This window comes from Streptococcus sp. V913 (genome assembly GCF_054353455.1).
This window is the reverse complement of sequence record NZ_JBTHHX010000001.1, coordinates 513133-536248: the sequence shown is the minus strand read 5'-3', so window position 1 is coordinate 536248 and position 23116 is coordinate 513133. Positions and strand designations below refer to the sequence as shown.

Annotated in this window: 21 protein-coding genes and 2 pseudogenes; 13 read left to right on the top strand and 10 right to left on the bottom strand. The window is 42.3% G+C overall.

Translation table 11 applies throughout. The features are described from left to right. Positions 1–337: 337 nt before the first annotated feature. From pnp to dtd, 9 genes are all read left to right on the top strand, one after another. Positions 338–2551 carry a polyribonucleotide nucleotidyltransferase gene (gene pnp, locus ACXYSL_RS02685; RefSeq protein WP_458623887.1) on the top strand — a complete coding sequence of 738 codons (2214 nt, stop codon included), beginning with the start codon at positions 338–340 and terminating at the stop codon, positions 2549–2551. A gap of 15 nt (positions 2552–2566) precedes the next feature. Beyond that, positions 2567–3184 carry a serine O-acetyltransferase gene (gene cysE / locus ACXYSL_RS02680; protein WP_458623886.1) on the top strand — a complete coding sequence of 206 codons (618 nt, stop codon included), beginning with the start codon at positions 2567–2569 and terminating at the stop codon, positions 3182–3184. Between the two features lie 11 nt (positions 3185–3195). Further along, positions 3196–4077: a GNAT family N-acetyltransferase gene (locus ACXYSL_RS02675; protein ID WP_458623885.1), complete on the top strand. Its 882-nt coding sequence runs from the start codon at positions 3196–3198 to the stop codon at positions 4075–4077. 82 nt (positions 4078–4159) lie between these two features. Next, positions 4160–5503, top strand: a complete 1344-nt coding sequence (cysS, locus tag ACXYSL_RS02670) for a cysteine--tRNA ligase (protein WP_458623884.1) — start codon at positions 4160–4162, stop codon at positions 5501–5503. Then, complete coding sequence (locus tag ACXYSL_RS02665) at positions 5496–5882, top strand: Mini-ribonuclease 3 (RefSeq protein ID WP_007520502.1); 387 nt, start codon at positions 5496–5498, stop codon at positions 5880–5882. The genes cysS and ACXYSL_RS02665 overlap by 8 nt, the downstream gene beginning before the upstream one ends. A gap of 2 nt (positions 5883–5884) precedes the next feature. Continuing rightward, on the top strand, positions 5885–6754 hold the full coding sequence (locus ACXYSL_RS02660; protein ID WP_458623883.1) for a helix-turn-helix domain-containing protein: 870 nt from the start codon (positions 5885–5887) through the stop codon (positions 6752–6754). Positions 6755–6868: 114 nt separating this feature from the next. Further along, a complete protein-coding gene (locus ACXYSL_RS02655) occupies positions 6869–7999 on the top strand; it encodes an ABC transporter ATP-binding protein (RefSeq protein ID WP_000229944.1) in 1131 nt (376 codons plus the stop codon). Between the two features lie 139 nt (positions 8000–8138). After that, positions 8139–10355, top strand: a complete 2217-nt coding sequence (locus ACXYSL_RS02650; protein WP_458623882.1) for a RelA/SpoT family protein — start codon at positions 8139–8141, stop codon at positions 10353–10355. Between the two features lie 29 nt (positions 10356–10384). Further along, on the top strand, positions 10385–10828 hold the full coding sequence (gene dtd, locus ACXYSL_RS02645; protein WP_458623881.1) for a D-aminoacyl-tRNA deacylase: 444 nt from the start codon (positions 10385–10387) through the stop codon (positions 10826–10828). A 30-nt stretch (positions 10829–10858) separates the two neighbouring features. On the opposite strand, the pseudogene ACXYSL_RS02640 reads toward dtd, so the two are convergent. From ACXYSL_RS02640 to ACXYSL_RS02615, 6 genes and pseudogenes are all read right to left on the bottom strand, one after another. Next, positions 10859–11275, bottom strand: a pseudogene (locus ACXYSL_RS02640) (hypothetical protein). A gap of 106 nt (positions 11276–11381) precedes the next feature. Next, positions 11382–12032: a metal-dependent transcriptional regulator gene (locus tag ACXYSL_RS02635; protein WP_458623880.1), complete on the bottom strand. Its 651-nt coding sequence runs from the start codon at positions 12030–12032 to the stop codon at positions 11382–11384. Positions 12033–12114: 82 nt separating this feature from the next. Further along, positions 12115–12609 (bottom strand): thiol peroxidase, encoded by a 495-nt coding sequence (gene tpx / locus ACXYSL_RS02630; RefSeq protein WP_458623879.1) that lies wholly within the window; start codon positions 12607–12609, stop codon positions 12115–12117. A gap of 113 nt (positions 12610–12722) precedes the next feature. Continuing rightward, positions 12723–13652 (bottom strand): metal ABC transporter substrate-binding lipoprotein/adhesin PsaA, encoded by a 930-nt coding sequence (psaA, locus tag ACXYSL_RS02625; protein WP_458623878.1) that lies wholly within the window; start codon positions 13650–13652, stop codon positions 12723–12725. A gap of 31 nt (positions 13653–13683) precedes the next feature. Further along, the gene (locus ACXYSL_RS02620; RefSeq protein ID WP_411866820.1) at positions 13684–14532 is read right to left on the bottom strand and encodes a metal ABC transporter permease subunit; all 849 of its coding nucleotides are present in this window, start codon (positions 14530–14532) and stop codon (positions 13684–13686) included. Further along, positions 14529–15251, bottom strand: a complete 723-nt coding sequence (locus ACXYSL_RS02615; protein WP_458623877.1) for a metal ABC transporter ATP-binding protein — start codon at positions 15249–15251, stop codon at positions 14529–14531. Before ACXYSL_RS02615 ends, ACXYSL_RS02620 begins: the two co-directional genes overlap by 4 nt. 179 nt (positions 15252–15430) lie before the next feature. Here ACXYSL_RS02615 and ACXYSL_RS02610 point away from each other — a divergent pair, with 179 nt between their 5' ends. Next, positions 15431–17323 carry a M13 family metallopeptidase gene (locus tag ACXYSL_RS02610; RefSeq protein WP_458623876.1) on the top strand — a complete coding sequence of 631 codons (1893 nt, stop codon included), beginning with the start codon at positions 15431–15433 and terminating at the stop codon, positions 17321–17323. A 38-nt stretch (positions 17324–17361) separates the two neighbouring features. On the opposite strand, the gene ACXYSL_RS02605 is transcribed toward ACXYSL_RS02610, so the two are convergent. From ACXYSL_RS02605 to ACXYSL_RS02590, 4 genes are all read right to left on the bottom strand, one after another. Further along, a complete protein-coding gene (locus ACXYSL_RS02605) occupies positions 17362–17991 on the bottom strand; it encodes an MBL fold metallo-hydrolase (protein WP_458623875.1) in 630 nt (209 codons plus the stop codon). A 63-nt stretch (positions 17992–18054) separates the two neighbouring features. After that, the gene (locus tag ACXYSL_RS02600) at positions 18055–19149 is read right to left on the bottom strand and encodes a DUF2974 domain-containing protein (RefSeq protein ID WP_458623874.1); all 1095 of its coding nucleotides are present in this window, start codon (positions 19147–19149) and stop codon (positions 18055–18057) included. 111 nt (positions 19150–19260) lie between these two features. Next, complete coding sequence (locus tag ACXYSL_RS02595) at positions 19261–20037, bottom strand: ferredoxin reductase domain-containing protein (protein ID WP_458623873.1); 777 nt, start codon at positions 20035–20037, stop codon at positions 19261–19263. An 84-nt stretch (positions 20038–20121) separates the two neighbouring features. After that, on the bottom strand, positions 20122–20691 hold the full coding sequence (locus tag ACXYSL_RS02590) for a TetR/AcrR family transcriptional regulator (RefSeq protein WP_458624010.1): 570 nt from the start codon (positions 20689–20691) through the stop codon (positions 20122–20124). A 320-nt stretch (positions 20692–21011) separates the two neighbouring features. Between ACXYSL_RS02590 and ACXYSL_RS02585 the strand changes: the two genes are divergently transcribed. From ACXYSL_RS02585 to ACXYSL_RS02575, 3 genes and pseudogenes are all read left to right on the top strand, one after another. Further along, a complete protein-coding gene (locus ACXYSL_RS02585) occupies positions 21012–21689 on the top strand; it encodes a response regulator transcription factor (RefSeq protein ID WP_458623872.1) in 678 nt (225 codons plus the stop codon). Next, complete coding sequence (locus ACXYSL_RS02580; protein WP_458623871.1) at positions 21682–22656, top strand: sensor histidine kinase; 975 nt, start codon at positions 21682–21684, stop codon at positions 22654–22656. The genes ACXYSL_RS02585 and ACXYSL_RS02580 overlap by 8 nt, the downstream gene beginning before the upstream one ends. 75 nt (positions 22657–22731) lie before the next feature. Next, positions 22732–23010: pseudogene (locus ACXYSL_RS02575) on the top strand (ABC transporter permease); the annotation flags it as partial. Between the last annotated feature and the right edge of the window lie 106 nt (positions 23011–23116).

Below are 23116 nucleotides of genomic sequence, written 5' to 3'. Positions count from 1 at the left end.
GATAGTGATTAGCGTGAAAGGATTAGATGCTTTAGCATCAAACCTTTCTAATGATTTATATCTTGATAATTGAACATGCCTACAGCTCTGTGGAAAAAGATAAATCTGCCTAGGAGCAGTCGCTCCGTCGTTCGATTTCCTATTTTCCTTTGAGTTGCTTAACGGCTTAGTATCTTGTGTAATTGAACCCGGCCGAAAAGCTGTGTAAAAAAGATAAACTGTCTTTTCTTCATCGAAGACTTCGCCAGTTTCCTATTTTTACTTTGCTTTTTGCGGCCTTAGTATCTTGATCTTTGTAGGCAAGGCGTATAATTTCATCAATCCAAAGGGGATTAAAATGACAAAACAAGTGTTTCAAACGACTTTTGCGGGTCGTGAGTTAATCGTAGAGACTGGTCAGGTTGCTAAGCAAGCAAATGGCTCTGTTGTCGTGCGTTATGGTGAGTCAACTGTCTTGACTGCGGCCGTTATGTCTAAGAAAATGGCAACTGGGGATTTCTTCCCACTTCAAGTCAACTACGAGGAAAAAATGTATGCGGCTGGGAAGTTTCCTGGTGGCTTTATGAAACGTGAAGGACGTCCTTCAACAGATGCGACGTTGACAGCGCGTTTGATTGACCGTCCAATCCGTCCTATGTTTGCGGAAGGTTTCCGTAATGAAGTTCAAGTTATCAACACCGTGCTTTCTTATGATGAAAATGCATCTGCTCCAATGGCGGCTATGTTTGGTTCGTCCTTGGCACTTTCTATCTCAGATATTCCATTTGACGGACCAATCGCCGGGGTACAAGTAGGCTATGTAGACGGTGAAATCATCATCAACCCTACTCAAGAACAAGCAGAGCAATCTCTTCTTGAATTGACAGTAGCTGGTACCAAACACGCTATTAACATGGTTGAGTCTGGTGCCAAAGAATTGTCAGAAGAAATCATGTTGGAAGCCCTTCTCAAAGGGCACGAAGCAGTCAAAGAATTGATTGCCTTCCAAGAAGAGATCGTTGCGGTAGTTGGTAAGGAAAAAGCAGAAGTTGAATTGCTTCACGTGGATGAGGAATTACAGGCTGAAATCATCGCAGCCTACAACAGTGACCTCCAAAAAGCGGTTCAAGTAGAAGAAAAATTGGCTCGTGAAGCTGCTACTCAAGCAGTTAAGGATCAAGTAACTGCTGTTTACGAAGAAAAATATGCAGACCACGAAGAATTTGACCGTATCATGCGTGATGTGGCTGAAATCTTGGAACAAATGGAACACGCTGAAGTGCGCAGTTTGATCACAGAAGATAAGGTTCGTCCTGACGGTCGTAAGGTCGATGAAATCCGTCCTTTAGATGCGCAGGTTGACTATCTTCCTCGTGTACATGGTTCCGGTCTCTTTACTCGTGGACAAACTCAGGCTCTTTCAGTTTTGACCTTGGCTCCGATGGGAGAAACGCAAATCATCGATGGTTTGGACCCAGAGTACAAGAAACGCTTTATGCACCACTATAACTTCCCTCAATACTCTGTAGGGGAAACAGGTCGTTATGGTGCGCCAGGTCGTCGTGAAATTGGTCACGGTGCTCTTGGTGAGCGTGCTCTTGCTCAAGTCTTGCCAAGTTTGGAAGAATTCCCATACGCTATCCGTTTGGTAGCAGAAGTCTTGGAATCAAACGGTTCTTCATCTCAAGCATCTATCTGTGCGGGAACTCTTGCCCTTATGGCTGGTGGTGTGCCAATCAAAGCGCCAGTAGCTGGTATTGCCATGGGTCTCATCTCCGACGGAAACAACTATACAGTATTGACAGATATCCAAGGATTGGAAGACCACTTTGGAGATATGGACTTTAAAGTTGCGGGTACTCGTGACGGGATTACAGCCCTCCAAATGGATATCAAGATCCAAGGAATTACTGCAGAAATCTTGACTGAGGCTCTTGCTCAAGCCAAGAAAGCTCGTTTTGAAATCCTTGATGTGATTGAAGCAACCATCCCAGAAGTTCGTCCAGAATTGGCTCCGACTGCTCCGAAAATTGATACCATCAAGATTGATGTCGACAAGATTAAGATTGTCATCGGTAAGGGTGGAGAAACCATCGACAAGATTATCGCTGAAACAGGCGTTAAGATTGATATCGACGAAGAAGGTAATGTTTCTATCTACTCTAGCGACCAAGATGCTATTAACCGTACCAAAGAAATCATTGCTGGCTTGGTTCGTGAAGCTAAAGTCGATGAAGTTTACCATGCTAAGGTTGTTCGTATCGAGAAATTTGGTGCCTTTGTTAACCTCTTTGACAAGACAGATGCCCTCGTTCACATTTCTGAAATGGCTTGGACTCGTACCAACCGTGTCGAGGACTTGGTAGCTATCGGTGATGAAGTCGACGTTAAGGTTATCAAGATTGATGAAAAAGGCCGTATCGATGCCTCTATGAAAGCCCTTCTTCCTCGTCCTCCAAAACCTGAGCATGATGAAAAAGGCGAAAAGTCTGAGCGACCTCACCGTCTACGTCATCACAAGGACCACAAACCTAAGAAAGAATTTACAGAAACACCAAAAGATTCAGAATAAGAAAAGGAGAAATGTATGGGATGGTGGCGCGAAACCATTGATATTGTAAAAGAAAATGATCCAGCGGCACGCAACAGTTTGGAAGTTTTGCTGACTTATCCAGGTGTCAAGGCCTTGGCTGCCCACCGTCTCTCACATTTTCTATGGAAGCACGGATTCAAACTCCTGGCTCGCATGCACAGTCAGTTTTGGCGCTTTTGGACTCAGATTGAGATTCATCCAGGTGCCCAGATTGATTCAGGTGTCTTTATTGACCACGGTTCAGGCTTGGTGATTGGAGAGACAGCGATTGTTGAAAAAGGCGTTCTGCTCTATCATGGAGTGACTCTCGGTGGGACAGGGAAAGACTGTGGCAAACGCCATCCGACTGTGCGTAAAGGAGCTCTCATATCGGCCCATGCCCAAGTTATCGGGCCAGTAGAAATCGGTGAAAATGCCAAAGTCGGTGCTGCTGCAGTAGTCGTGGCAGACGTACCTAGTGATGTGACAGTTGTCGGTATTCCAGCTAAGATCGTCCGAGTTCATGGACAGAAGGATGAACCAATGATCCACGAAGTCGAAGAAAAACGAGAGTACTACGTCAATAAACTCGAGCATGCTAAAGATGCCAGTCACAGATCGTCGGGGTTGTAGAGGTTACCTATATGATTCAAGCAAGAAACAAGTTAAGCCAAGAGGAGTTATCTGAGGCGAAAAAACTAATTAACTGTTGCCAAAACTATGACGGTACCTATCGTGATCCCTATCTTTCTAACATGCTTAATTTTGACCCAAACATGCCCGCCTTTTTCCTTTATTATGAAAAAGGCGAACTTGTTGGTCTATTAACTGTCTATGCTGATGACCAAGATGTGGAAGTGACGATACTGGTTCATCCAAATCATCGCCGTCAGGGGGTTGCGCGTGCATTGTTTACTAGTTTTGAGAGAGAAACAGCTTCTTTTCCGATTCATTCAGTTACTTTTCAGACAGAGCGTGTTTTTCTAGACCGCCATTCTGATTTTGTCAGCAACTGGGGATTGGTCGAGGATGAGGAGACAGAAACTTGGTTAGGTAAGGATAGAGAACCTTATCCGTTAGCAAATGTTTCCAATCTTGAAGTTTTGTTAGCAGATAGTTCGTATAAGGATCAAATTAGTCAGTTGAAATTTCAGGCATTTTCAGAGGAACATGAATCTAGAGAAGTTGAGAATAGATATGTCGCTGAAGCTCTGAAAGATCCAGAAAGTCGCCTATATATTTTATTAAAAGACGGTCAGGTTATTGGGACTTGCACGGTAGATTTATCGACTAATACGAATTACTTCTACGGTTTAGCAATATCAGAACTTGAACGTGGGAAAGGTTATGGAAGCTACTTAGCAAAATTCCTTGTCAACCAATTGATTGAGCAAAATGATAAGGAATTTCAGATTGCAGTGGAAGATAGCAATGTAGCCAAGTGTTTGTATGAAAAAATTGGCTTTGTCAAACAGACTCAGGTGGTTTATCTGAATGAGAAAGGAGCAAGGGATTCCGAAGTGTAGAGATATTCGGACTGAAATTCAATTGAACTCTTAGTGATGAAACTAACAGTTCTTGGATTTTAGCTTTCCTGACTATTATTTTATGATTAAAATCTATGACACTATGTCTCGTGATTTGCGAGAATTTGTCCCGATTGAGGACGACAAAGTCAAGATGTATGTCTGTGGGCCTACGGTATACAACTATATCCACGTGGGGAATGCCCGATCGACGGTGGCTTTTGACACCATTCGTCGCTACTTTGAATACCGTGGCTACGAAGTTGCCTATATTTCCAATTTCACGGATGTGGATGATAAGATTATTAACCGTGCCAGGGAAGAAGGCATCACGCCTCAGGAGGTTGCGGACAAGTACATCGCGGCCTTTCGTGAGGATGTGACGGCCTTGGGCGTGAAACCTGCGACTCGCCACCCACGTGTAGTAGAGTTTATGGCTGACATCATTCGTTTTGTAGCTGACTTGATTGAAAAAGGTTATGCTTACGAGAGTCAAGGGGATGTTTACTTCCGTGTGGAAAAATCCCACAACTACGCCAAATTGGCTAATAAAACCTTGGAAGATTTGGAGCTGGGTGCTTCAGGTCGAACAGATGAAGAAACGGCTCGTAAGGAAAATCCTGTGGACTTTGCCCTCTGGAAAGCTGCCAAGCCAGGTGAGATTTCTTGGGACAGTCCTTGGGGACCTGGTCGTCCGGGCTGGCATATCGAGTGTTCGGTTATGTCAACAGAGATTTTGGGCGATACCATCGATATTCACGGTGGTGGAGCCGATCTGGAGTTTCCGCATCATACCAACGAAATTGCCCAGTCAGAAGCCAAAACAGGCAAGACCTTTGCCAACTACTGGATGCACAACGGCTTTGTCAATATCGACAATGTCAAGATGTCCAAGTCTTTAGGGAACTTTATCACAGTTCATGATGCTCTCAAGACCATCGATGGCCAAGTGCTTCGTTTCTTCTTTGCAACTCAACACTACCGCAAGCCCATCAACTTTACAGAAAAAGCAGTTCGGGATGCCGAGACTAACCTTAAGTATCTGAAGAATACTTACGAGCAACCATTTTCTGGGGCTGTCGATTCTCAAGAATTACAAGCATTTAAAGATAAGTTTGTAGCGGCTATGGATGAGGACTTTAACTCTGCCAACGGCATCACAGTTGTCTTTGAAATGGCCAAGTGGATTAACTCAGGCAACTATGATGCAAGTGTTAAGAAATCTCTTGCGGCTATGTTAGAGGTCTTTGGTATTGTCTTTGTTGAGGAAGTTTTGGATGCAGACATTGAAGCCTTAATCAAAAAACGCCAAGAAGCGCGTGCGAATCGTGACTTTGCGACAGCAGACCAAATCCGTGACCAATTGGCGGCTCAAGGAATTAAGCTCCTTGACACCAAGGATGGAGTGAGGTGGACTCGTGATTGATGTCAATCTCATTAATGGGATTGCGCTGGCTTTTGAGGGGGATGCGGTTTATTCCATGTATATTCGCCGTCACCTCATCCTAAAAGGCATGACCAAGCCCAATAAACTTCACCAAGAGGCGACCAAGTATGTCTCAGCCAAGGCTCAGGCTCGCCTGATTGCCCTCATGTTGGAGGAGCAAGTCTTGACGGAAAAAGAAGAAGAAATCTATAAACGAGGTCGCAATACCAATAGCCACACAAAGGCTAAAAATGCTGATGTGGTGACCTACCGCATGTCGACTGGCTTTGAAGCGGTCATGGGCTATCTTCATCTTACTGAAAATATGGAGCGTCTAGAAACCTTGATTTCGTGGTGTATCCAAAAAGTGGAGGAGTAGAAATGCTTGCAAAAGAATTACAAGACTGGTTTCCTGAAGCTCAGATTTCAGATCAGCCGATTGAGAAACTAGGCTATCTCACTCTCCCTTTAGCTTCTCAGCAGTGGATTTTACTGGAGGAAGCTGGTCTCAGCGAGCGTGAAAAGCAGTTGGTTGCCCTTTTGACCCATCAAGAGCAGGCTCGTTCGCTCAATCCTTGGTATCCCTATCTGATCGAGGGGAAGGGGCAGGCGCCTCAAACTTTTAAAAAGATACAACTGGTTTATTGCCATCTGTCCTATTATCAGCAGGAAAATCTAGCCTCTTGGCTGGATATGATGCGGACTCTTTTTCCCAACTGCCAAACAGTGCTACAGGTCGGTGCTCAGGACTATGTATTTGTGCTTCAACAAGATAAGTACACCTCTGTACGCTCAATCTTATCTGATACGATTGAAGCAGTTGAGTATGACTTTGGCCTTCGTCTGTCTATCATGTTGGGGCAGGTTTGGTCTCAGACAGGCCCTCAAGCCCTATCAGACTTAATCAAAGCGGAGCGAGATTTGTTTAAGACTTGGTGGCGTCAGGGTCACCAAGGTGTTCATACATTTTCACAACTCTATCTGTGGAGTATGGGAGAAAGACTAGTGGACCTGAAGGTAATCAAGGAATGCCTGCACCAGATAATCTTGGATCAGGACCAGATTCAGGAAATTATCCTTTCTCTCTGGGAAAACAGTGCTGTCCTAACTAAAACAGCCCAGCAACTCTATCTGCACCGCAATTCTCTTCAATACAAGATTGACAAATGGGAAGAATTGACAGGGCTTCAGTTGAAGGAATTGACCGACCTGACCTTGTGTTATCAGTTGATCTTACCAGATATTCTCTAAAGTTTTGTGCAAGTTGCACAGAACTTTTTTATTTTTTTGGTCACCTTGCCATAGAAATGTAAAGCGTTTTCATTTATAATAAAACTATCAAAAAATAAAAGGAGTTCACCTTCCATGGTAGAATTAAATCTTAAAAACATTTACAAAAAATATCCAAACAGCGAACACTACTCAGTTGAAGACTTCAACTTGGACATCAAAGACAAAGAATTTATCGTTTTCGTAGGTCCTTCAGGATGTGGTAAATCAACAACTCTTCGTATGATTGCTGGTCTTGAAGACATCACAGAAGGTACTGCATCTATCGATGGCGTGGTTGTCAACGACGTAGCTCCAAAAGACCGTGACATTGCCATGGTATTCCAAAACTACGCTCTTTACCCACACATGACTGTTTATGACAACATGGCTTTCGGTTTGAAATTGCGTAAATACAGCAAAGAAGACATCGACAAACGTGTACAAGAAGCTGCAGCAATCCTTGGCTTGAAAGAATTCTTGGATCGTAAACCTGCTGACCTTTCAGGTGGTCAACGTCAACGTGTTGCCATGGGTCGTGCCATCGTCCGTGATGCAAAAGTGTTCTTGATGGACGAACCTTTGTCAAACTTGGATGCCAAACTTCGTGTATCTATGCGTGCTGAAATTGCGAAGATTCACCGTCGTATCGGAGCTACAACTATCTACGTAACGCACGACCAAACAGAAGCGATGACACTTGCGGACCGTATCGTTATCATGTCAGCAACTAAGAACCCTGCTGGTACCGGTACTATCGGACGTGTAGAACAAATCGGTACACCTCAAGAAGTTTACAAAAACCCAGTTAACAAATTTGTAGCAGGATTCATCGGAAGCCCAGCTATGAACTTCATCAATGTGAAATTGGTTGGTAGCGAAATTGTTTCTGACGGTTTCCGCTTGAAAGTGCCAGAAGGTGCTTTGAAAGTTCTTCGTGACAAAGGCTACGAAGGAAAAGAATTGATCTTCGGTATCCGTCCAGAAGATGTGAATGCAGAACCTGCTTTCCTTGAAACATTCCCAGAATCAGTTGTCAAAGCTACTATCTCCGTATCAGAATTGCTTGGTTCAGAATCTCACCTTTACTGCCAAGTTGGTAAAGACGAATTTGTTGCCAAAGTGGATGCTCGTGACTACTTGCAAACAGGTGCAACAGTTGAACTTGGATTTGACTTGAACAAAGCACACTTCTTCGATGTAGAAACTGAAAAAACAGTCTACTAAGCAAATGAAATGTCAAAACACTGCTAGAGAAATCTGGCAGTGTTTTTTTAATGATTGGTATTGGCATAAAAACAGAGCTTTTCTAGTTTTCATATCTTTAAAAAAGTGATAAAATGGTAGGAAGAATTGGAGAGTATAGATGCCGAAAGAAGTGAATTTGACGGGCGATCAGGTAGTCGCTTTAACGAAAGAATATTTAACAAAGGAAGACGTTGCTTTTGTACAAAAAGCATTGATTTACGCAGTTGATTGTCATAGTGGGCAGTTTCGGAAATCAGGTGAGCCCTATATTATCCATCCCATTCAGGTAGCAGGAATTCTAGCTAAGCTCAAGCTGGATGCTGTAACAGTTGCCTGTGGTTTTTTGCATGACGTTGTTGAAGACACAGATGCGACACTGGATGATCTGGAGAGAGAGTTCGGTCATGATGTTCGGATTATCGTTGATGGTGTGACCAAGCTTGGTAAGGTTGAGTACAAATCTCTCGAGGAACAATTGGCTGAAAATCACCGCAAGATGCTTATGGCCATGTCTGAGGATATCCGTGTGATCTTGGTTAAATTATCGGACCGTTTACACAATATGCGGACTCTCAAACACCTGCGAAAGGACAAGCAAGAACGTATCTCCAGAGAAACCATGGAAATTTACGCACCACTTGCTCATCGTCTAGGGATTTCCAGTGTCAAGTGGGAGTTGGAAGATCTATCTTTCCGTTACCTCAATCCAACTGAGTTTTACAAGATCACTCACATGATGAAGGAAAAACGTAGAGAGCGTGAGGCTTTGGTCGATGAAGTCGTGACAAAGTTAGAGGAGTACACTTCCGAACGCAATCTAAAAGGGAAAATCTATGGCCGTCCTAAGCATATCTACTCTATCTATCGCAAGATGCAGGATAAGAAGAAACGCTTTGAGGAAATTTATGACCTAATTGCCATTCGCTGTATCCTAGAGACTCATAGTGATGTCTATGCCATGCTTGGCTATGTGCATGAGCTGTGGAAACCGATGCCAGGCCGCTTCAAAGACTATATCGCTAATCGTAAGGCCAATGGATACCAGTCTATCCATACGACCGTTTATGGACCAAAAGGGCCAATTGAATTCCAGATTCGGACAAAGGAAATGCACGAAGTGGCTGAGTACGGGGTAGCAGCTCACTGGGCCTATAAGAAAGGTATTAAAGGGCAGGTCAACAGCAAGGAATCTGCTATTGGGATGAACTGGATCAAGGAGATGATGGAGCTCCAAGACCAAGCTGATGATGCCAAGGAATTTGTGGACTCTGTTAAAGAAAACTATCTGGCGGAGGAGATTTATGTCTTTACACCTGATGGTGCAGTTCGCTCCCTTCCGAAAGATTCAGGACCGATTGACTTTGCCTATGAAATTCATACCAAAGTCGGTGAAAAAGCGACTGGTGCCAAGGTCAATGGCCGTATGGTTCCACTGACAACCAAGCTCAAGACAGGGGATCAGGTTGAAATTATCACCAACCCCAACTCCTTTGGACCGAGTCGTGACTGGCTCAACATGGTCAAGACCAGCAAGGCACGCAACAAGATTCGCCAGTTCTTTAAAAACCAAGACAAGGAATTGTCCGTTAACAAGGGCCGTGAAATGCTCATAGCTCAGTTCCAAGAAAATGGCTATGTGGCCAATAAGTTTATGGACAAGCGTCACATGGACCAAGTCCTTCAAAAGACTAGCTACAAGACAGAAGAATCTCTCTTTGCTGCCATTGGTTTTGGAGAAATCGGTGCTATTACGGTCTTTAATCGTCTGACTGAAAAGGAACGCCGTGAGGAAGAGCGTGCCAAGGCCAAGGCGGAAGCAGAAGAGCTTGTCAAAGGTGGCGAAGTTAAGGTTGAAAACAAAGAAACTCTCAAGGTCAAGCATGAGGGTGGTGTGGTGATTGAAGGTGCCTCAGGACTCCTCGTTCGGATTGCCAAGTGTTGCAATCCCGTTCCGGGTGACGACATTGTTGGCTATATCACCAAGGGCCGTGGTGTGGCCATTCACCGCGTGGACTGTATGAACCTTCGCGCCCAAGAAAACTACGAGCAACGTCTCCTTGATGTGGAATGGGAAGATCAATTCTCAAGCAAGGAATACACCGCCCACATTGATATTTATGGTCTCAACCGTACAGGGCTCTTAAATGATGTTCTGCAAGTTCTCTCAAACACGACCAAGAATATCTCAACCGTTAATGCTCAACCAACTAAGGATATGAAATTTGCCAACATCCATGTCTCCTTTGGTATTTCCAACCTCTCTACACTGACTACAGTCGTGGATAAGATTAAGAGTGTGCCAGAGGTCTACTCTGTCAAACGGACCAACGGCTAATTCTCCACTCAGTTACTAGAAAGGCTATTATGAAAATCATTATCCAACGGGTTAAAAAAGCCCAAGTGAGTACCGAAGGTCAGGTACGGGGAAAAATTAATCAGGGGCTCTTATTATTGGTCGGTGTTGGCCCAGAAGACCAAGAGGAAGATTTGAATTATGCTGTGAGAAAACTGGTCAACATGCGGATTTTTTCAGATGCAGAAGGCAAGATGAACCTGTCTGTCAAGGATATTGAAGGGGAAATTCTCTCTATTTCTCAGTTTACCCTTTTTGCAGATACTAAGAAGGGCAATCGTCCAGCCTTTACAGGAGCAGCCAAGCCGGATAGGGCATCAGATTTCTATGACGCTTTCAATCAAAAAATAGCTCAGGAAGTACCTGTTCAGACAGGTATTTTTGGAGCGGATATGCAGGTGGAGCTGGTCAATGACGGACCGGTCACCATTATCCTTGATACAAAAAATAGATAAGAAAACCAAGCCTAGTGGCTTGGTTTTTGTTTATAGACACTCCCAGAAAGAGACGTGTTTGTCGTAAAAGTCTGGATAGTTTTCTCTTAGGTGGCTAGCTGTTATATAATATAAAGTAGAATGACAGGAAGTAAAGACTGGAGTAAGAGAGTAGAAATGTTGAGGGCCAGTGATGGTTAAAAAGAGAAATAATAGAAGGTCAACGGAGAGAATCCCTAAGTAATAAAGGCGAATTTTTTTGTTCATCTGAGGATAAATCTCAGAGAACTGTTTTTTGAGTCGGAGGACCAAGCGAGACAGCAGTAGTCCCTGAGCAAGGATGAAAATAAAACCAGAGAGTAGGAGTCAGTCCAAAGATGTCTCGGATTTGGTGTAAAAAAATGTAAATAGTAGTAGCAAATCGCTGACTGCAATGGCTGCAAAATGGATTCTAAAGAGCTTTTTCATAGGAAAACCTCCCTCTTTTATCTAGCTTTATTCTACACCAAACGAATGGGAGTTGCAACTAACATAATAAAAAATTCCTGAAAGGAACTTCTTTCAGGAATAAGAGTTAGTTGATTTTTTCGACATAGAGTTGTTTTGCGATATCGATGCTAACTTGGAGATCTTCACCTTTGTTGACCAGTGTAAAGCTATTGGAAAAGCTATCAAACTGCTTGACCTGGAGTTGGTCACCAATATGAATTGCGTGCTTTTCTAGATATTTGAGTAGTTCAAAGCTATCATGAACGCGAGTCAGGAGATAGGTTCCAGCTTCCTGGACGGCCGCTAGTGGCAGGTTATTGATTTCAACCAAAAGTTCTCCCTCGGCTGGTATGGTTCCACCGTGGGGACAGGTTTTAGGGAAGCCCAGTAGTTTATCCAGTCTCTTTACAAATAGGTCAGAGACAGTGTGCTCTAGGACCTCAGCTTCTTCGTGGATCTGATCGCTAGTATAGTCGAGATGGTGAACTAGAAAGACTTCAATCAAACGGTGTTTACGATAGAGCTCAGAGACCAGTTTGAGGCCAATATCTGTCAATAGATAGCCGTTCTCCTTATCCTTGAGGATGAGATTTTCACTTTTCATGCGTTTGATCATCTCTGTTACAGCAGGCGGAGAGACCTGCATACGGGCAGCAATTTCTTTATTGGTAATTTTTTGCATTTCCGTACCGATTTCATAAATACATTTTAGATAATCTTCTTTGTTTGGCGTCATTCGTTTCCTCTTGTCTTTTCTCTCCATCTAGTATATCAAAAAAAGCTAGATTTCTCTAGCCTTCTGCCCTAATGCTTTTGATTTAGTCTAGTTCTTTAACTGCGGCAATGGCAGCTTCAAAGTCTGGTTCCGTGTTGATGTTATCAACGTATTCTACGTAACGGATGACATTATCAGTGTCGAGAACAAAGACGGCACGTGCAAGGAGATGCCATTCGTTGATCAAGAGGGCATAATCGCGCCCGAAAGAATGGTCGAAGTAGTCTGATAGCATGATGGCATTGTCAAGACCTTCAGCCCCGCACCAGCGTCCTTGGGCAAAAGGTAGGTCCATAGAAACAGTAAGAACGACAGTATTGTCAAGGTTGGCAAGTTCTTGGTTGAATCGACGTGTTTGCGTTGAACAGATACCAGTATCGATAGAAGGGACAACACTCAAAACTTTTTTCTTTCCATCAAAGTTAGCTAGTGTTTTTTTAGAGAGATCGGTTGTAGTGAGGGAAAAGTCGAGTGCCTTGTCTCCTACTTGCAGTTGTTTACCTGTGAAGGTTACAGGATTTCCGAGAAAAGTGGTCATGAAACTACTCCATTCTTTTTTCTTTTATTTTACCGAGAATTGTCAGATTTTTCCAATGATTTGACCGGAAATTGAAAAAACGCCAATTCGGTGAGAATGACGTTTTTAATGGATTATTTTGACAAACCTTCAGCAATCTTGTCAAGGTTGTATTTCATCATGCTGTAGTAGCTGTCGCCTTCTTTCCCTTCTTCAGCGATTGAGTCAGTAAAGATTTGCGCGTAAATTGGGATATTTGTGTCTTGCGAAACAGTCTTCATTGGACGGTCATCGACACTTGATTCAACAAAGAGTGATGGAACTTTTGTTTGGCGAAGTTTTTCAACCAAGGTCTTGATTTGGTCAGGAGTTCCTTCTTCTTCCGTGTTGATTTCCCAGATGTAAGCACTTGGGACACCATAGGCTTTAGAGAAGTATTTGAATGCTCCTTCGCTGGTTACAATGAGTTTCTTTTCAGCAGGGATGTTATTAAATTTATCCTTACTTTCTTTATCAAGTTTGTCTAACTTATCAGTATATTCTTTGAGATTTTTTTCATAGAATTCCTTGTTGTTAGGATCTTTAGCACTCAATTGTTTGGCGATATTTTTAGCAAAGATAATTCCATTTTCAAGGTTAAGCCAAGCGTGTGGGTCTTCTTTTCCTTTTTCATTTTTTCCTTCAAGGTAGATAACTTCAACCCCTTCACTGACTGCAAAGTAGTCTTTGTTTTCAGTCTTCTTGGCATTTTCTACCAATTTGGTAAACCAGGCATTGCCACCTGTTTCAAGGTTGATACCGTTATAGAAAATGAGATCAGCCTCAGAAGTTTTCTTAACATCTTCAGGGAGTGGTTCGTATTCGTGTGGGTCTTGTCCAATCGGAACGATACTGTGAAGATCAATCTTGTCACCAGCGATATTTTTAGTAATATCAGCGATGATTGAATTTGTAGCAACAACTTTTAGTTTTTGACCAGAAGCTGCATCTTTTTTTCCGCTAGCACATGCTACAAGAGCAATGACAGAAAGAAAGAGAACGAACAATGTACCTAATTTTTTCATTAGATCCTCCAATTTATTGGGGCTTTACCCCTTATTTTAACAAATGTTTATTTTTCAGCTTCAAATATCGTTGCTTAGGAGAGATAAAGAAACTGATTAAAAAGAAGCTGGCGGATGTGAGCACGATGCTGGATCCTGCTGCGAGATTGAAGCTATAGCCGATAAAGAGTCCCACAACAGAAGCTAGGGCTCCTAGACTTGATGAAAGAAAAATCATGCTCTTTAGGCTATTAGCATAGAGATAAGCTGTCGCAGCTGGAGTGATTAGCATGGCCACGATAAGAATGGTTCCAACACTTTGCATGGCAGTGACTGACACAAGGGTCAAGAGCACCATGAGCAGGTAGTGGTAGAAATTGACGGGCATTCCCATGGCTTTAGCCAAAAGCTCGTCAAAGGATGTAATCAATAGTTGTTTAAAGAAAATCCCAATAATCAAGAGAATCAATGCCCCCACACCGATGGTGATCCACATGTCCGTATCTTGGACAGCGAGGATATTCCCAAAAAGGATATGAAAGAGGTCTGTCGAACTCTTGGCAACACTAATCAAGATGACACCTAAGGCTAAGAAAGACGAAAAGGTAATACCAATGGCAGTGTCACTCTTGATGATAGAGTTTCCCTTGATGTAGGTAATGATGATGGAAGCCATCAAACCAAAGATGATCGCTCCGATAAAGAAATCAATTCCCAAGATAAAGGAAAGGGCTACGCCGGGCAAAACTGCGTGAGAGATGGCATCCCCCATGAGAGACATTCCGCGTAGGATGATAAAACATCCCACGGCTCCAGCAACCACCCCGATGACTATAGCTGTTATCAGGGCATTTTGTAGGAAATGGAAATTTTGTAATCCATCGATAAATTCTGCTATCATAGGTCACCTCCATTAAAGAAGAGCTTGCTACCATAAGCTTTTTTGAGATTGACTTCGGTAAAGGTTTCTTTAGTCGGACCAAAGTCTATTAGTTCTCGATTGAGAAGCAGAACTTGGTCGAAATAATGGGGGACTTTGCTGAGGTCATGATGCACGATGAGAACTGTTTTACCAGCTTTTTTAAGATCTCTCAGCGTGTTCATGATAATCTCTTCACTAACCGAATCAATCCCGACAAATGGCTCATCTAGAAAGATGTAGTCTGCTTCTTGTACTAAGCAGCGGGCAATCAACACACGTTGAAATTGTCCGCCTGAGAGCTGGCTAATTTGGCGATCAGCATAGTCTGAGAGCCCAACGATTTCAAGTGCATCTGCCACTTTTTCCCAGTGGCTGGCCTTTAAGGTGTGAAAGAGTGGGATGGATGGATAGAGTCCCAGAGAGACGCATTCCTTGACCTTGATAGGGAAATTGTAGTCGATATGGATTTTTTGCTCGACATAGGCAACTCGATGTAAAGATTTCTTGAATTCTTTGTCATCAAGAAAGGCCTGACCTTCATGTGGGATAATTCCCAACATACTTTTTAATAAAGTTGATTTTCCAGCACCGTTTGGACCAATAATTCCGGTAATAGTTGGTCCTTGGAGCACTAGTGAAATATCCTTTAGTGCCAACGTTTCTTTGTAGGAGACACTGAGGTTTTCGATACGTATCATACAGTTGTTTTCCTCCTGCCTTTTAATATACCTTAAAAAAAAAATTAAGTCAAGTTAATTTTTGAAAAATTTAAAATAATAACTGAAAAATGAAGAGAAAAGAGAAACCATTTTTAATTGCATTCCCAAGTGTTTTTTGCTAAGCTAAGAATAAGTGAAAAAATGAAAGCGAGAACAAGATGACACGTTATCAAGACGATTTTTATGATGCAATTAATGGCGAATGGGAAAAAACAGCTGTCATTCCAGTTGACAAATCTCGAACAGGTGGGTTTATTGACCTTGACGAGGAAATTGAAGAGTTGATGCTGGCGACTACGGACAAGTGGTTGGCGGGTGAAGAGGTACCAGAGGATGCTATCCTCTCAAACTTTGTTAAGTACCATCGTATGGTACGCGATTTTGATAAGAGAGAAGCAGATGGGATCAAGCCTGTCCTTCCTCTACTCAAGGAATACCAAGACTTAGAAAGTTTTGCAGATTTTACCAGCAAACTAGCAGAGTTTGAACTAGCTGGTAAACCAAACTTCCTTCCATTTGGTGTTTCACCAGACTTTATGGATGCCAGAACCAATGTTCTCTGGGCCAGTGCACCAGGAACTATCTTGCCTGATACAACCTACTATGCGGAAGACCATCCTCAACGTGAGGAGCTCTTAACGCTTTGGAAGGAAAGTACTACGAATCTTCTCAAAGCCTATGATTTTTCAGATGAGGAAATCGCAGATTTGCTAGAGAAGAGATTGGAATTGGATCGTCGTATCGCAGCAGTAGTCCTTTCAAACGAAGAAAGTTCAGAATATGCCAAACTCTATCATCCATACGCTTATGAAGATTTCAAGAAATTCGCCCCTGCTCTACCTCTAGATGACTTTTTCCAAGCCGTTCTTGGGCAAGTGCCTGACAAGGTTATCGTAGATGAGGAACGTTTCTGGCAAGCAGCAGACCAATTTTACAGTGAAGAAGCTTGGCCTCTACTCAAAGCAACCTTGATTTTGGCTGTGGTCAATCTTTCAACAAGCTATCTTACAGATGAGATTCGCGTCTTGTCAGGTGCCTATGGACGTGCCCTTTCAGGTGTTCCAGAAGCTCAGGATAAGGTCAAGGCTGCTTATCATTTAGCTCAAGGTCCTTTCAAGCAAGCCCTTGGTCTCTGGTATGCGCATGAAAAATTCTCCCCAGAAGCAAAAGCAGACGTAGAGAAAAAAGTAGCGACTATGATTGACGTTTATAAGGAACGTTTGGCTAAGAATGACTGGCTCACTCCTGAAACGCGTGATAAGGCCATCGTCAAACTCAATGTCATCAAGCCTTATATCGGTTATCCGGAGGAGTTGCCAGCCCGCTATAAGGACAAGGTAGTGGATGAAACATCCAGCCTCTTTGAGAATGCCCTAGCCTTTGCGCGTGTGGAAATCAAGCACAGCTGGAGCAAGTGGAACCAACCTGTTGACTACAAGGAGTGGGGCATGCCAGCACATATGGTCAATGCCTACTATAATCCTCAGAAGAACTTGATTGTCTTTCCAGCTGCTATTTTACAGGCTCCATTCTATGACTTGCATCAGTCGTCTTCTGCTAACTACGGTGGTATTGGTGCTGTTATTGCCCACGAGATTTCTCATGCCTTTGACACAAATGGCGCTTCCTTTGATGAAAATGGTAGTCTCAAGGATTGGTGGACAGAGAGTGACTATGCCGCCTTTAAAGAAAAAACGCAAAAAGTTATCGACCAATTTGATGGCCAAGAATCTTACGGCGCAAGGATTAACGGAAAACTAACCGTATCAGAAAACGTTGCGGACCTAGGAGGAATTGCTGCAGCCCTTGAAGCTGCCAAGAGAGAACCAGACTTCTCTGCTGAAGAATTCTTCCACAACTTTGCTCGTATCTGGCGCATGAAAGGCCGTCCTGAGTTGATGAAACTCATGGCCAGTGTCGATGTGCACGCGCCTGCCAAACTCCGTGTTAACATCCAAGTGCCAAACTTTGATGACTTCTTTACAATCTATAATGTCAAAGAAGGCGACGGCATGTGGCGTTCACCAGAGGACCGTGTGATTATTTGGTAATACAAAAACCAAGGAAGCTATCCTTGGTTTTTTGCTTGCTAGAAAAAGGGGTTAAAGGTCTTTTCGTGAGCGATGGTCGTAGCTGGGCCATGCCCTGGATAGACATCGTAGTTAGGAAGAGTAAAGAGTTGAGTCTGGACACTATGGAGGAGTTGTTCCATGCTACCTGTAGGAAGGTCTGTCCGTCCGATGGTTTCGCGGAAAAGAGCATCTCCGGTCAAGACTAGATGGGCATCAGGAAAAACGAGGGAAACACCGCCGATAGAGTGTCCAGGAGTAGGAAGTACAGTAAAGCGGAACTCTTCGATCTGGTATTCTTGATGAAAAACAAAGGTATGTTCTGCAGGTTTGCAGATGACATCTACCATATCATCGTGACGAGGTAGGCCAGAGAGATTGTCAACGGGAGTATAGAGCCAGCTAGCTTCACTTTCTGCTACATAAACTGGGGGAGTTCCAAAAGTCTCGCGAACTAAGTCCAGACTCATAATATGGTCGTAGTGGGTATGGGTCAGGAGAATCGCGCAGACTGGTTTGTTGATTTTCTCAATAGTCTTGCGAATAGATTCCCAATGGCTACCTGGGTCCACCACAATTAGGTGTTGATCCCCTTCCAGGTAATAAGTGTTTTCATAGGCAACGGGATTCACGGTTTTATGGATTTTCATACTGGCTCCAATCTCAAAGAATGTACTAAACTAAGTATAGCATAGAAGAGGATACTTAGGGTATCAAAAAGTCTTTTTCGTGCTTTGACGATTTTTCCAAGCTTGATAGCGGGTGTCAATCAAGAGTTGGGTTAAGCGCCCCATGGTTTCTCTTTCTTCGGGAGTGAGGGATTGAGCTTGTACAAAGAGTTGATGAATGTGTTCAATGGCATTGAAGGAAGAAAGATCGTTGATAGAGGAGATGCCTGCATCGAGAATGATTCCAAAAAAGAGGTCAAAGTAGAGCTGCAGTTCTTCGTCAGGAACTGTTTCAACCCATTCCTTGAAGGTTGTATCGACTTGCTGACTATCACTATTGGTCTCGTCTAGTTGGACAAAGTGTTTGTCTTCAATCTGCCAACTAAAGGTGTCGTGCTGGGCAAGGCCACCTAAGGCGGTGCTTCGAACGACGATTTTTTTATCCGGAATTTCCAGCATCATCCCGATGATAGACCCTTGTGGGATAAATACTTTCGTTCTTTCCATCATGTTTTGATAGCCAGGTGTTTCGGTTAGTTCCTTGTGAAGCCCAGGGGCATCAAAAGTGTAGACAGCGACAATGTTTTTCTGTAAGTTTGGATCAAGTTGACTGGCAGCATAGACAGCTAGATTGCCCCCTTTTGAATGCCCTGCTAGGACGATCTTTTGATTGGGATGTTGGGCAAAAAAGTCCTCTAAATACTGGAGGGCATGTTTTTGAGCAGGGATTTCCTTCATATAGGTCATATGGAAATCTTCTTTCCAACCAATGATGCTGTCATCTGTCCCACGAAAAACAAGCAAATAGGTATCGAGACTGATACGATAAGTCATAGCCGCAAACTGTTTTTGCAATTCAGGATCAATATCATTGATAAAGTTTGAGAGCTTGCAATTTTTAAAGCGTTTGTGTTGAGCGAGCTGATCCAACAACTGGAGACGGTTTTTATTGGTCAACATCGTCGTGTCTCTAGGGATTTGAGGTGCTAGATCTATGAGGCGATTTGGTTCTTGGGTGATTACATTATCAAAAGCAAGGTAGGTCAACTCAGTCAAGGCAAGAACATCTAACTCGTTCACGGGGAGGTCATAAAAGGAATCGTATGCTACATCATTTAAGTAGTCAAAAATATTGGCCATAAAAGCTCCTTTCTCTATGTTTATCCTACCACATTTACCTAGAATTAGCTAGTGGGCTTGTTCGAATGACCTAGTAGGGTTTGATTGAAATACATAGAAGATAGATTGCTCCTATTTCAAACCTCTAAACGAGCTTACTTGTATGTTTTTGCTATCAATCCTATTTTCCTTTAAAAAATTCTTCATCTCATTTACATCATCAGGCTGACCTGTGATGAGATAGCTGGCTTGATTGCCGTATTCATCAATAGCATGTTTTAAAAATGCTTGACTTTGAGAAAGTTCATCGCTAGTTTTATAAGTAAAATTCGATGTTTTTTGAGCCAGTTCCTTCATCTCATTATCGAAAATAGTAACTCCTTTGTCAAAATGGTTGAGAATAATCGGACATTTACCAGCCCATTCTTTGATAAGGGGGCGTAGAGAAGAAATACCAACATCAGATGCAAAGCAAACTAGTGGCTGATTCGTATCTTTAACGGTTAAAGAGGAATCAAGCCAACTCATCTCAATCTCACTTCCAGCCGGTAAATGTGTCAAGGTGTTCTTAAAGTTGCTACCACTATTATGAGTCAAAATGAGAATTTCATCTTCATCAGGTGTGGAGGCAATGGTTAGCCATCGACTGGTTTGCTCTCCCTTAGCTTCGTTCTTCCTAGCAGCGGACGACGTATCGGGGAGCGTAAACTTAGCATAAGCCCCAGCTTTCCAGGTTTGCTGACTTGGCTTTGAGATATGAATTAAATACAAATCGCCGCTGGGGTTTTCGATGGATTTTATCGATAATGTTTGACTTCGTCCAAGATAGGCGATGGCACCCCAAGTTATAAGGGCTAGTAATCCAAGTGTTGACAGAATGATAATAAACATTTTTTTACCTCTTTTCATTTTTTATGACTCCTGTTCTTAATTTTATGAATGAACTAAAAAATAATTCATTCATATCTTTTTAAAAATAAAGAAATCCATTCTTTATTTTAGAACTCCTTTAATGAAGTTGGTTGCAAGTATTTCAACAGTTTTGCCAATATCTGGAAAATCTTTTTCCGTGATATGCATATCCATATAGTAAAACAGATTATAAACCTGTAAAATATCTTGAATCTTTTCTGGCGAGTACCCTTCAGCCTGCATGCGATTTGTAAAAGTTTTAACTAGAAACTGATGAAAAGGATTTGCGACTTTGCCTTCTTCCGAGGAATAGTAGCTGTGCAAGTCATCGGCTATGGCAGGATTGTACCATTCTGCAAGGATTTTATTGGAAGAAACGAGAGTTCTGGACTGAGCAAATAGTTGACCAATGAGGTCAATCAGGTCAATTTCCCAATCCAGTTCTTCGATCATAGCTTGGCGAACACGGTTGTTTTCATCTATATAGATGTCTAGAAAAATGGCTTCTTTACTCTCGTAATAGTTATAAAAAGAACCAACTGCAACACCAGCTTGCCTAGCAATTTCTGAAATTCCCGTTGCCTTGTAACCCTTTTTCGAAAAAACGTCATAAGCCGCTGTTTTTAAAGCTTGTTTTTTGTCCAATATGATTTAACCTCCTTTGCTTTATGAATGAATAGATTGATTTGTTCATTCATATTCTAACAAATCATTGCCGGCTTGTCAATAAGAAGGCTAGATCTATTAAATAAGTTAAAGAAACGCTAACTAAATGAGCATAAAAAAGAAAATATAGGATAAGGCTGGAACTATAGTTAAAAATAAGGTATGATATCAATGGGATTATTCTCTATTTAGCTTTCGTTTCCGAATCTGGATTTGAAAGATAAATAGCCAAATAGTTGAGTTACTAATTCATAGATTTTTTATTAAGGTTTTTGATATTTTGAACAAGAGTAAAGGAGGAGCGCATGCACAAGATTTTACTAGTAGAAGATGACCAAGTTATTCGACAACAATTGGGAAAACTGCTCTCTGAGTGGGGATTTCAAGTCGTTTTGGTAGAAGACTTTATGGAAGTGCTGAGCTTATTTGTTCAGTCTGAGCCTCATCTGGTTCTCATGGATATCGGCTTGCCTCTCTTTAATGGCTATCACTGGTGCCAGGAGATTCGCAAGATTTCCAAAGTTCCTATTATGTTTCTGTCTTCAAGAGACCAGGCTATGGATATTGTCATGGCTATCAACATGGGAGCAGACGATTTTGTGACCAAGCCTTTTGACCAGCAGGTCCTTTTAGCCAAGGTACAAGGATTATTGCGTCGTTCCTATGAGTTTGGGCGGGATGAAAGTTTGCTGGAGTATGCGGGTGTGATCCTCAATACCAAGTCTATGGACCTGCACTATCAGGGGGAAGTATTGAGTTTGACCAAGAATGAATTTCAAATTTTGCGAGTGCTGTTTGAACATGCGGGCAATATCGTGGCGCGTGATGACCTGATGCGGGAACTCTGGAATAGTGACTTTTTCATCGATGACAATACCTTGTCCGTCAATGTTGCTCGCTTGCGTAAAAAGTTGGAGGAGCAAGGTTTAGCAGGCTTTATCGAAACCAAGAAAGGGATAGGATACGGACTGAAACATGCTTGATTGGAAATCATTTTTTCTAGCCTATCTGCGTTCTCGCAGTCGTCTTTTTGTCTATATTTTTTCATTGGGTTTTCTTGTTTTTCTCTTTCAATTTTTATTCGCTAGTATAGGATTTTATTTCTTCTATTTTTTCCTCCTCAGTAGCTTTTTAACCCTTTTATTTTTGGTTTGGGATATTTTTGCAGAAGCTCAGATTTACCGGCAGGAAGTACTCTATGCTGAAAGAGACCCAAAGTCTCCTTTGGAATGTGTGCTAGCGGAAAAACTCGAAGAGCGTGAGTCTGAATTGTATCAAAAGAAGTCAGAAGCCCAAAGTAAACTGACGGATTTGCTTGACTACTACACCTTGTGGGTTCATCAGATAAAGACTCCTATTGCAGCGAGCCGTCTCTTGGTAGCAGAAGTATCTGATCGTGAGGTCAAGCAGCAACTGGAACAGGAAATCTTTAAGATTGACTCCTATACCAATCTGGTGTTGCAGTATCTTCGTTTGGAAAGCTTCCACGATGACTTGGTATTTGAAAAGGTTCAAGTGGATGACTTAGTTAAGGAAGTGGTTCGTAAGTATGCTCTTTTCTTTATCCAAAAGGGACTGACCGTCAATCTACATGACCTTGACAAAATCATCGTGACCGATAAGAAGTGGCTGTTGGTCGTCATTGAACAAATCCTCTCAAACAGCCTCAAATACACCAAGAAAGGTGGACTAGAGATTTATATGGAAGGCCAGGAGCTCTGTATCAAAGATACGGGAATCGGGATTAAAAACAGTGATGTGCTCCGAGTCTTTGAACGTGGCTTTTCAGGATATAATGGTCGCCTAACCCAGCAGTCATCTGGACTTGGACTTTACCTATCTAAGAAAATTTCTGAAGAACTGGGTCACCAGATTCGTATCGAGTCTGAGGTCGGAAAAGGAACGATAGTGCGGATTCAGTTTGCTCAAGTGAACTTAGTCCTTGAGTGAGAAGAGTAGATAAGAGCCCAGGATAAGACAACTGGGCTTTTCTATCTTTAACTGTGTATCCTAGTAAATTATTTTATCTACTATAAACAAATCTCTGAGGGATATGAAGACCACGAACGAAAAGGTAGGTCTAGATCAAAAGCAGATTAAGCAAACCATTAACAAGCAAATCTTGACAGTTTTCTTCCTTCCTGTAATTTTTGCATTTCTCCATTGGCCTTTGCTTATCATATGCTTAGTTTAGTTCTCGAGGTCATTGAAGTAGTCGATGATACCATGAGGTTGACGATAACTTTCTCTATCTGTTCAATTGATAGATTTCTTCAAATAAAGACTGTAAAATTTTTGATATAATGTTAAGGATGGACTGACGGATATTTAAAGGATAATTTTCAAAAGAATAACAGGTGAGAATTAAAAATCTGTTCAATTGATAGATTTCTTCAAATAAAGACTGTAA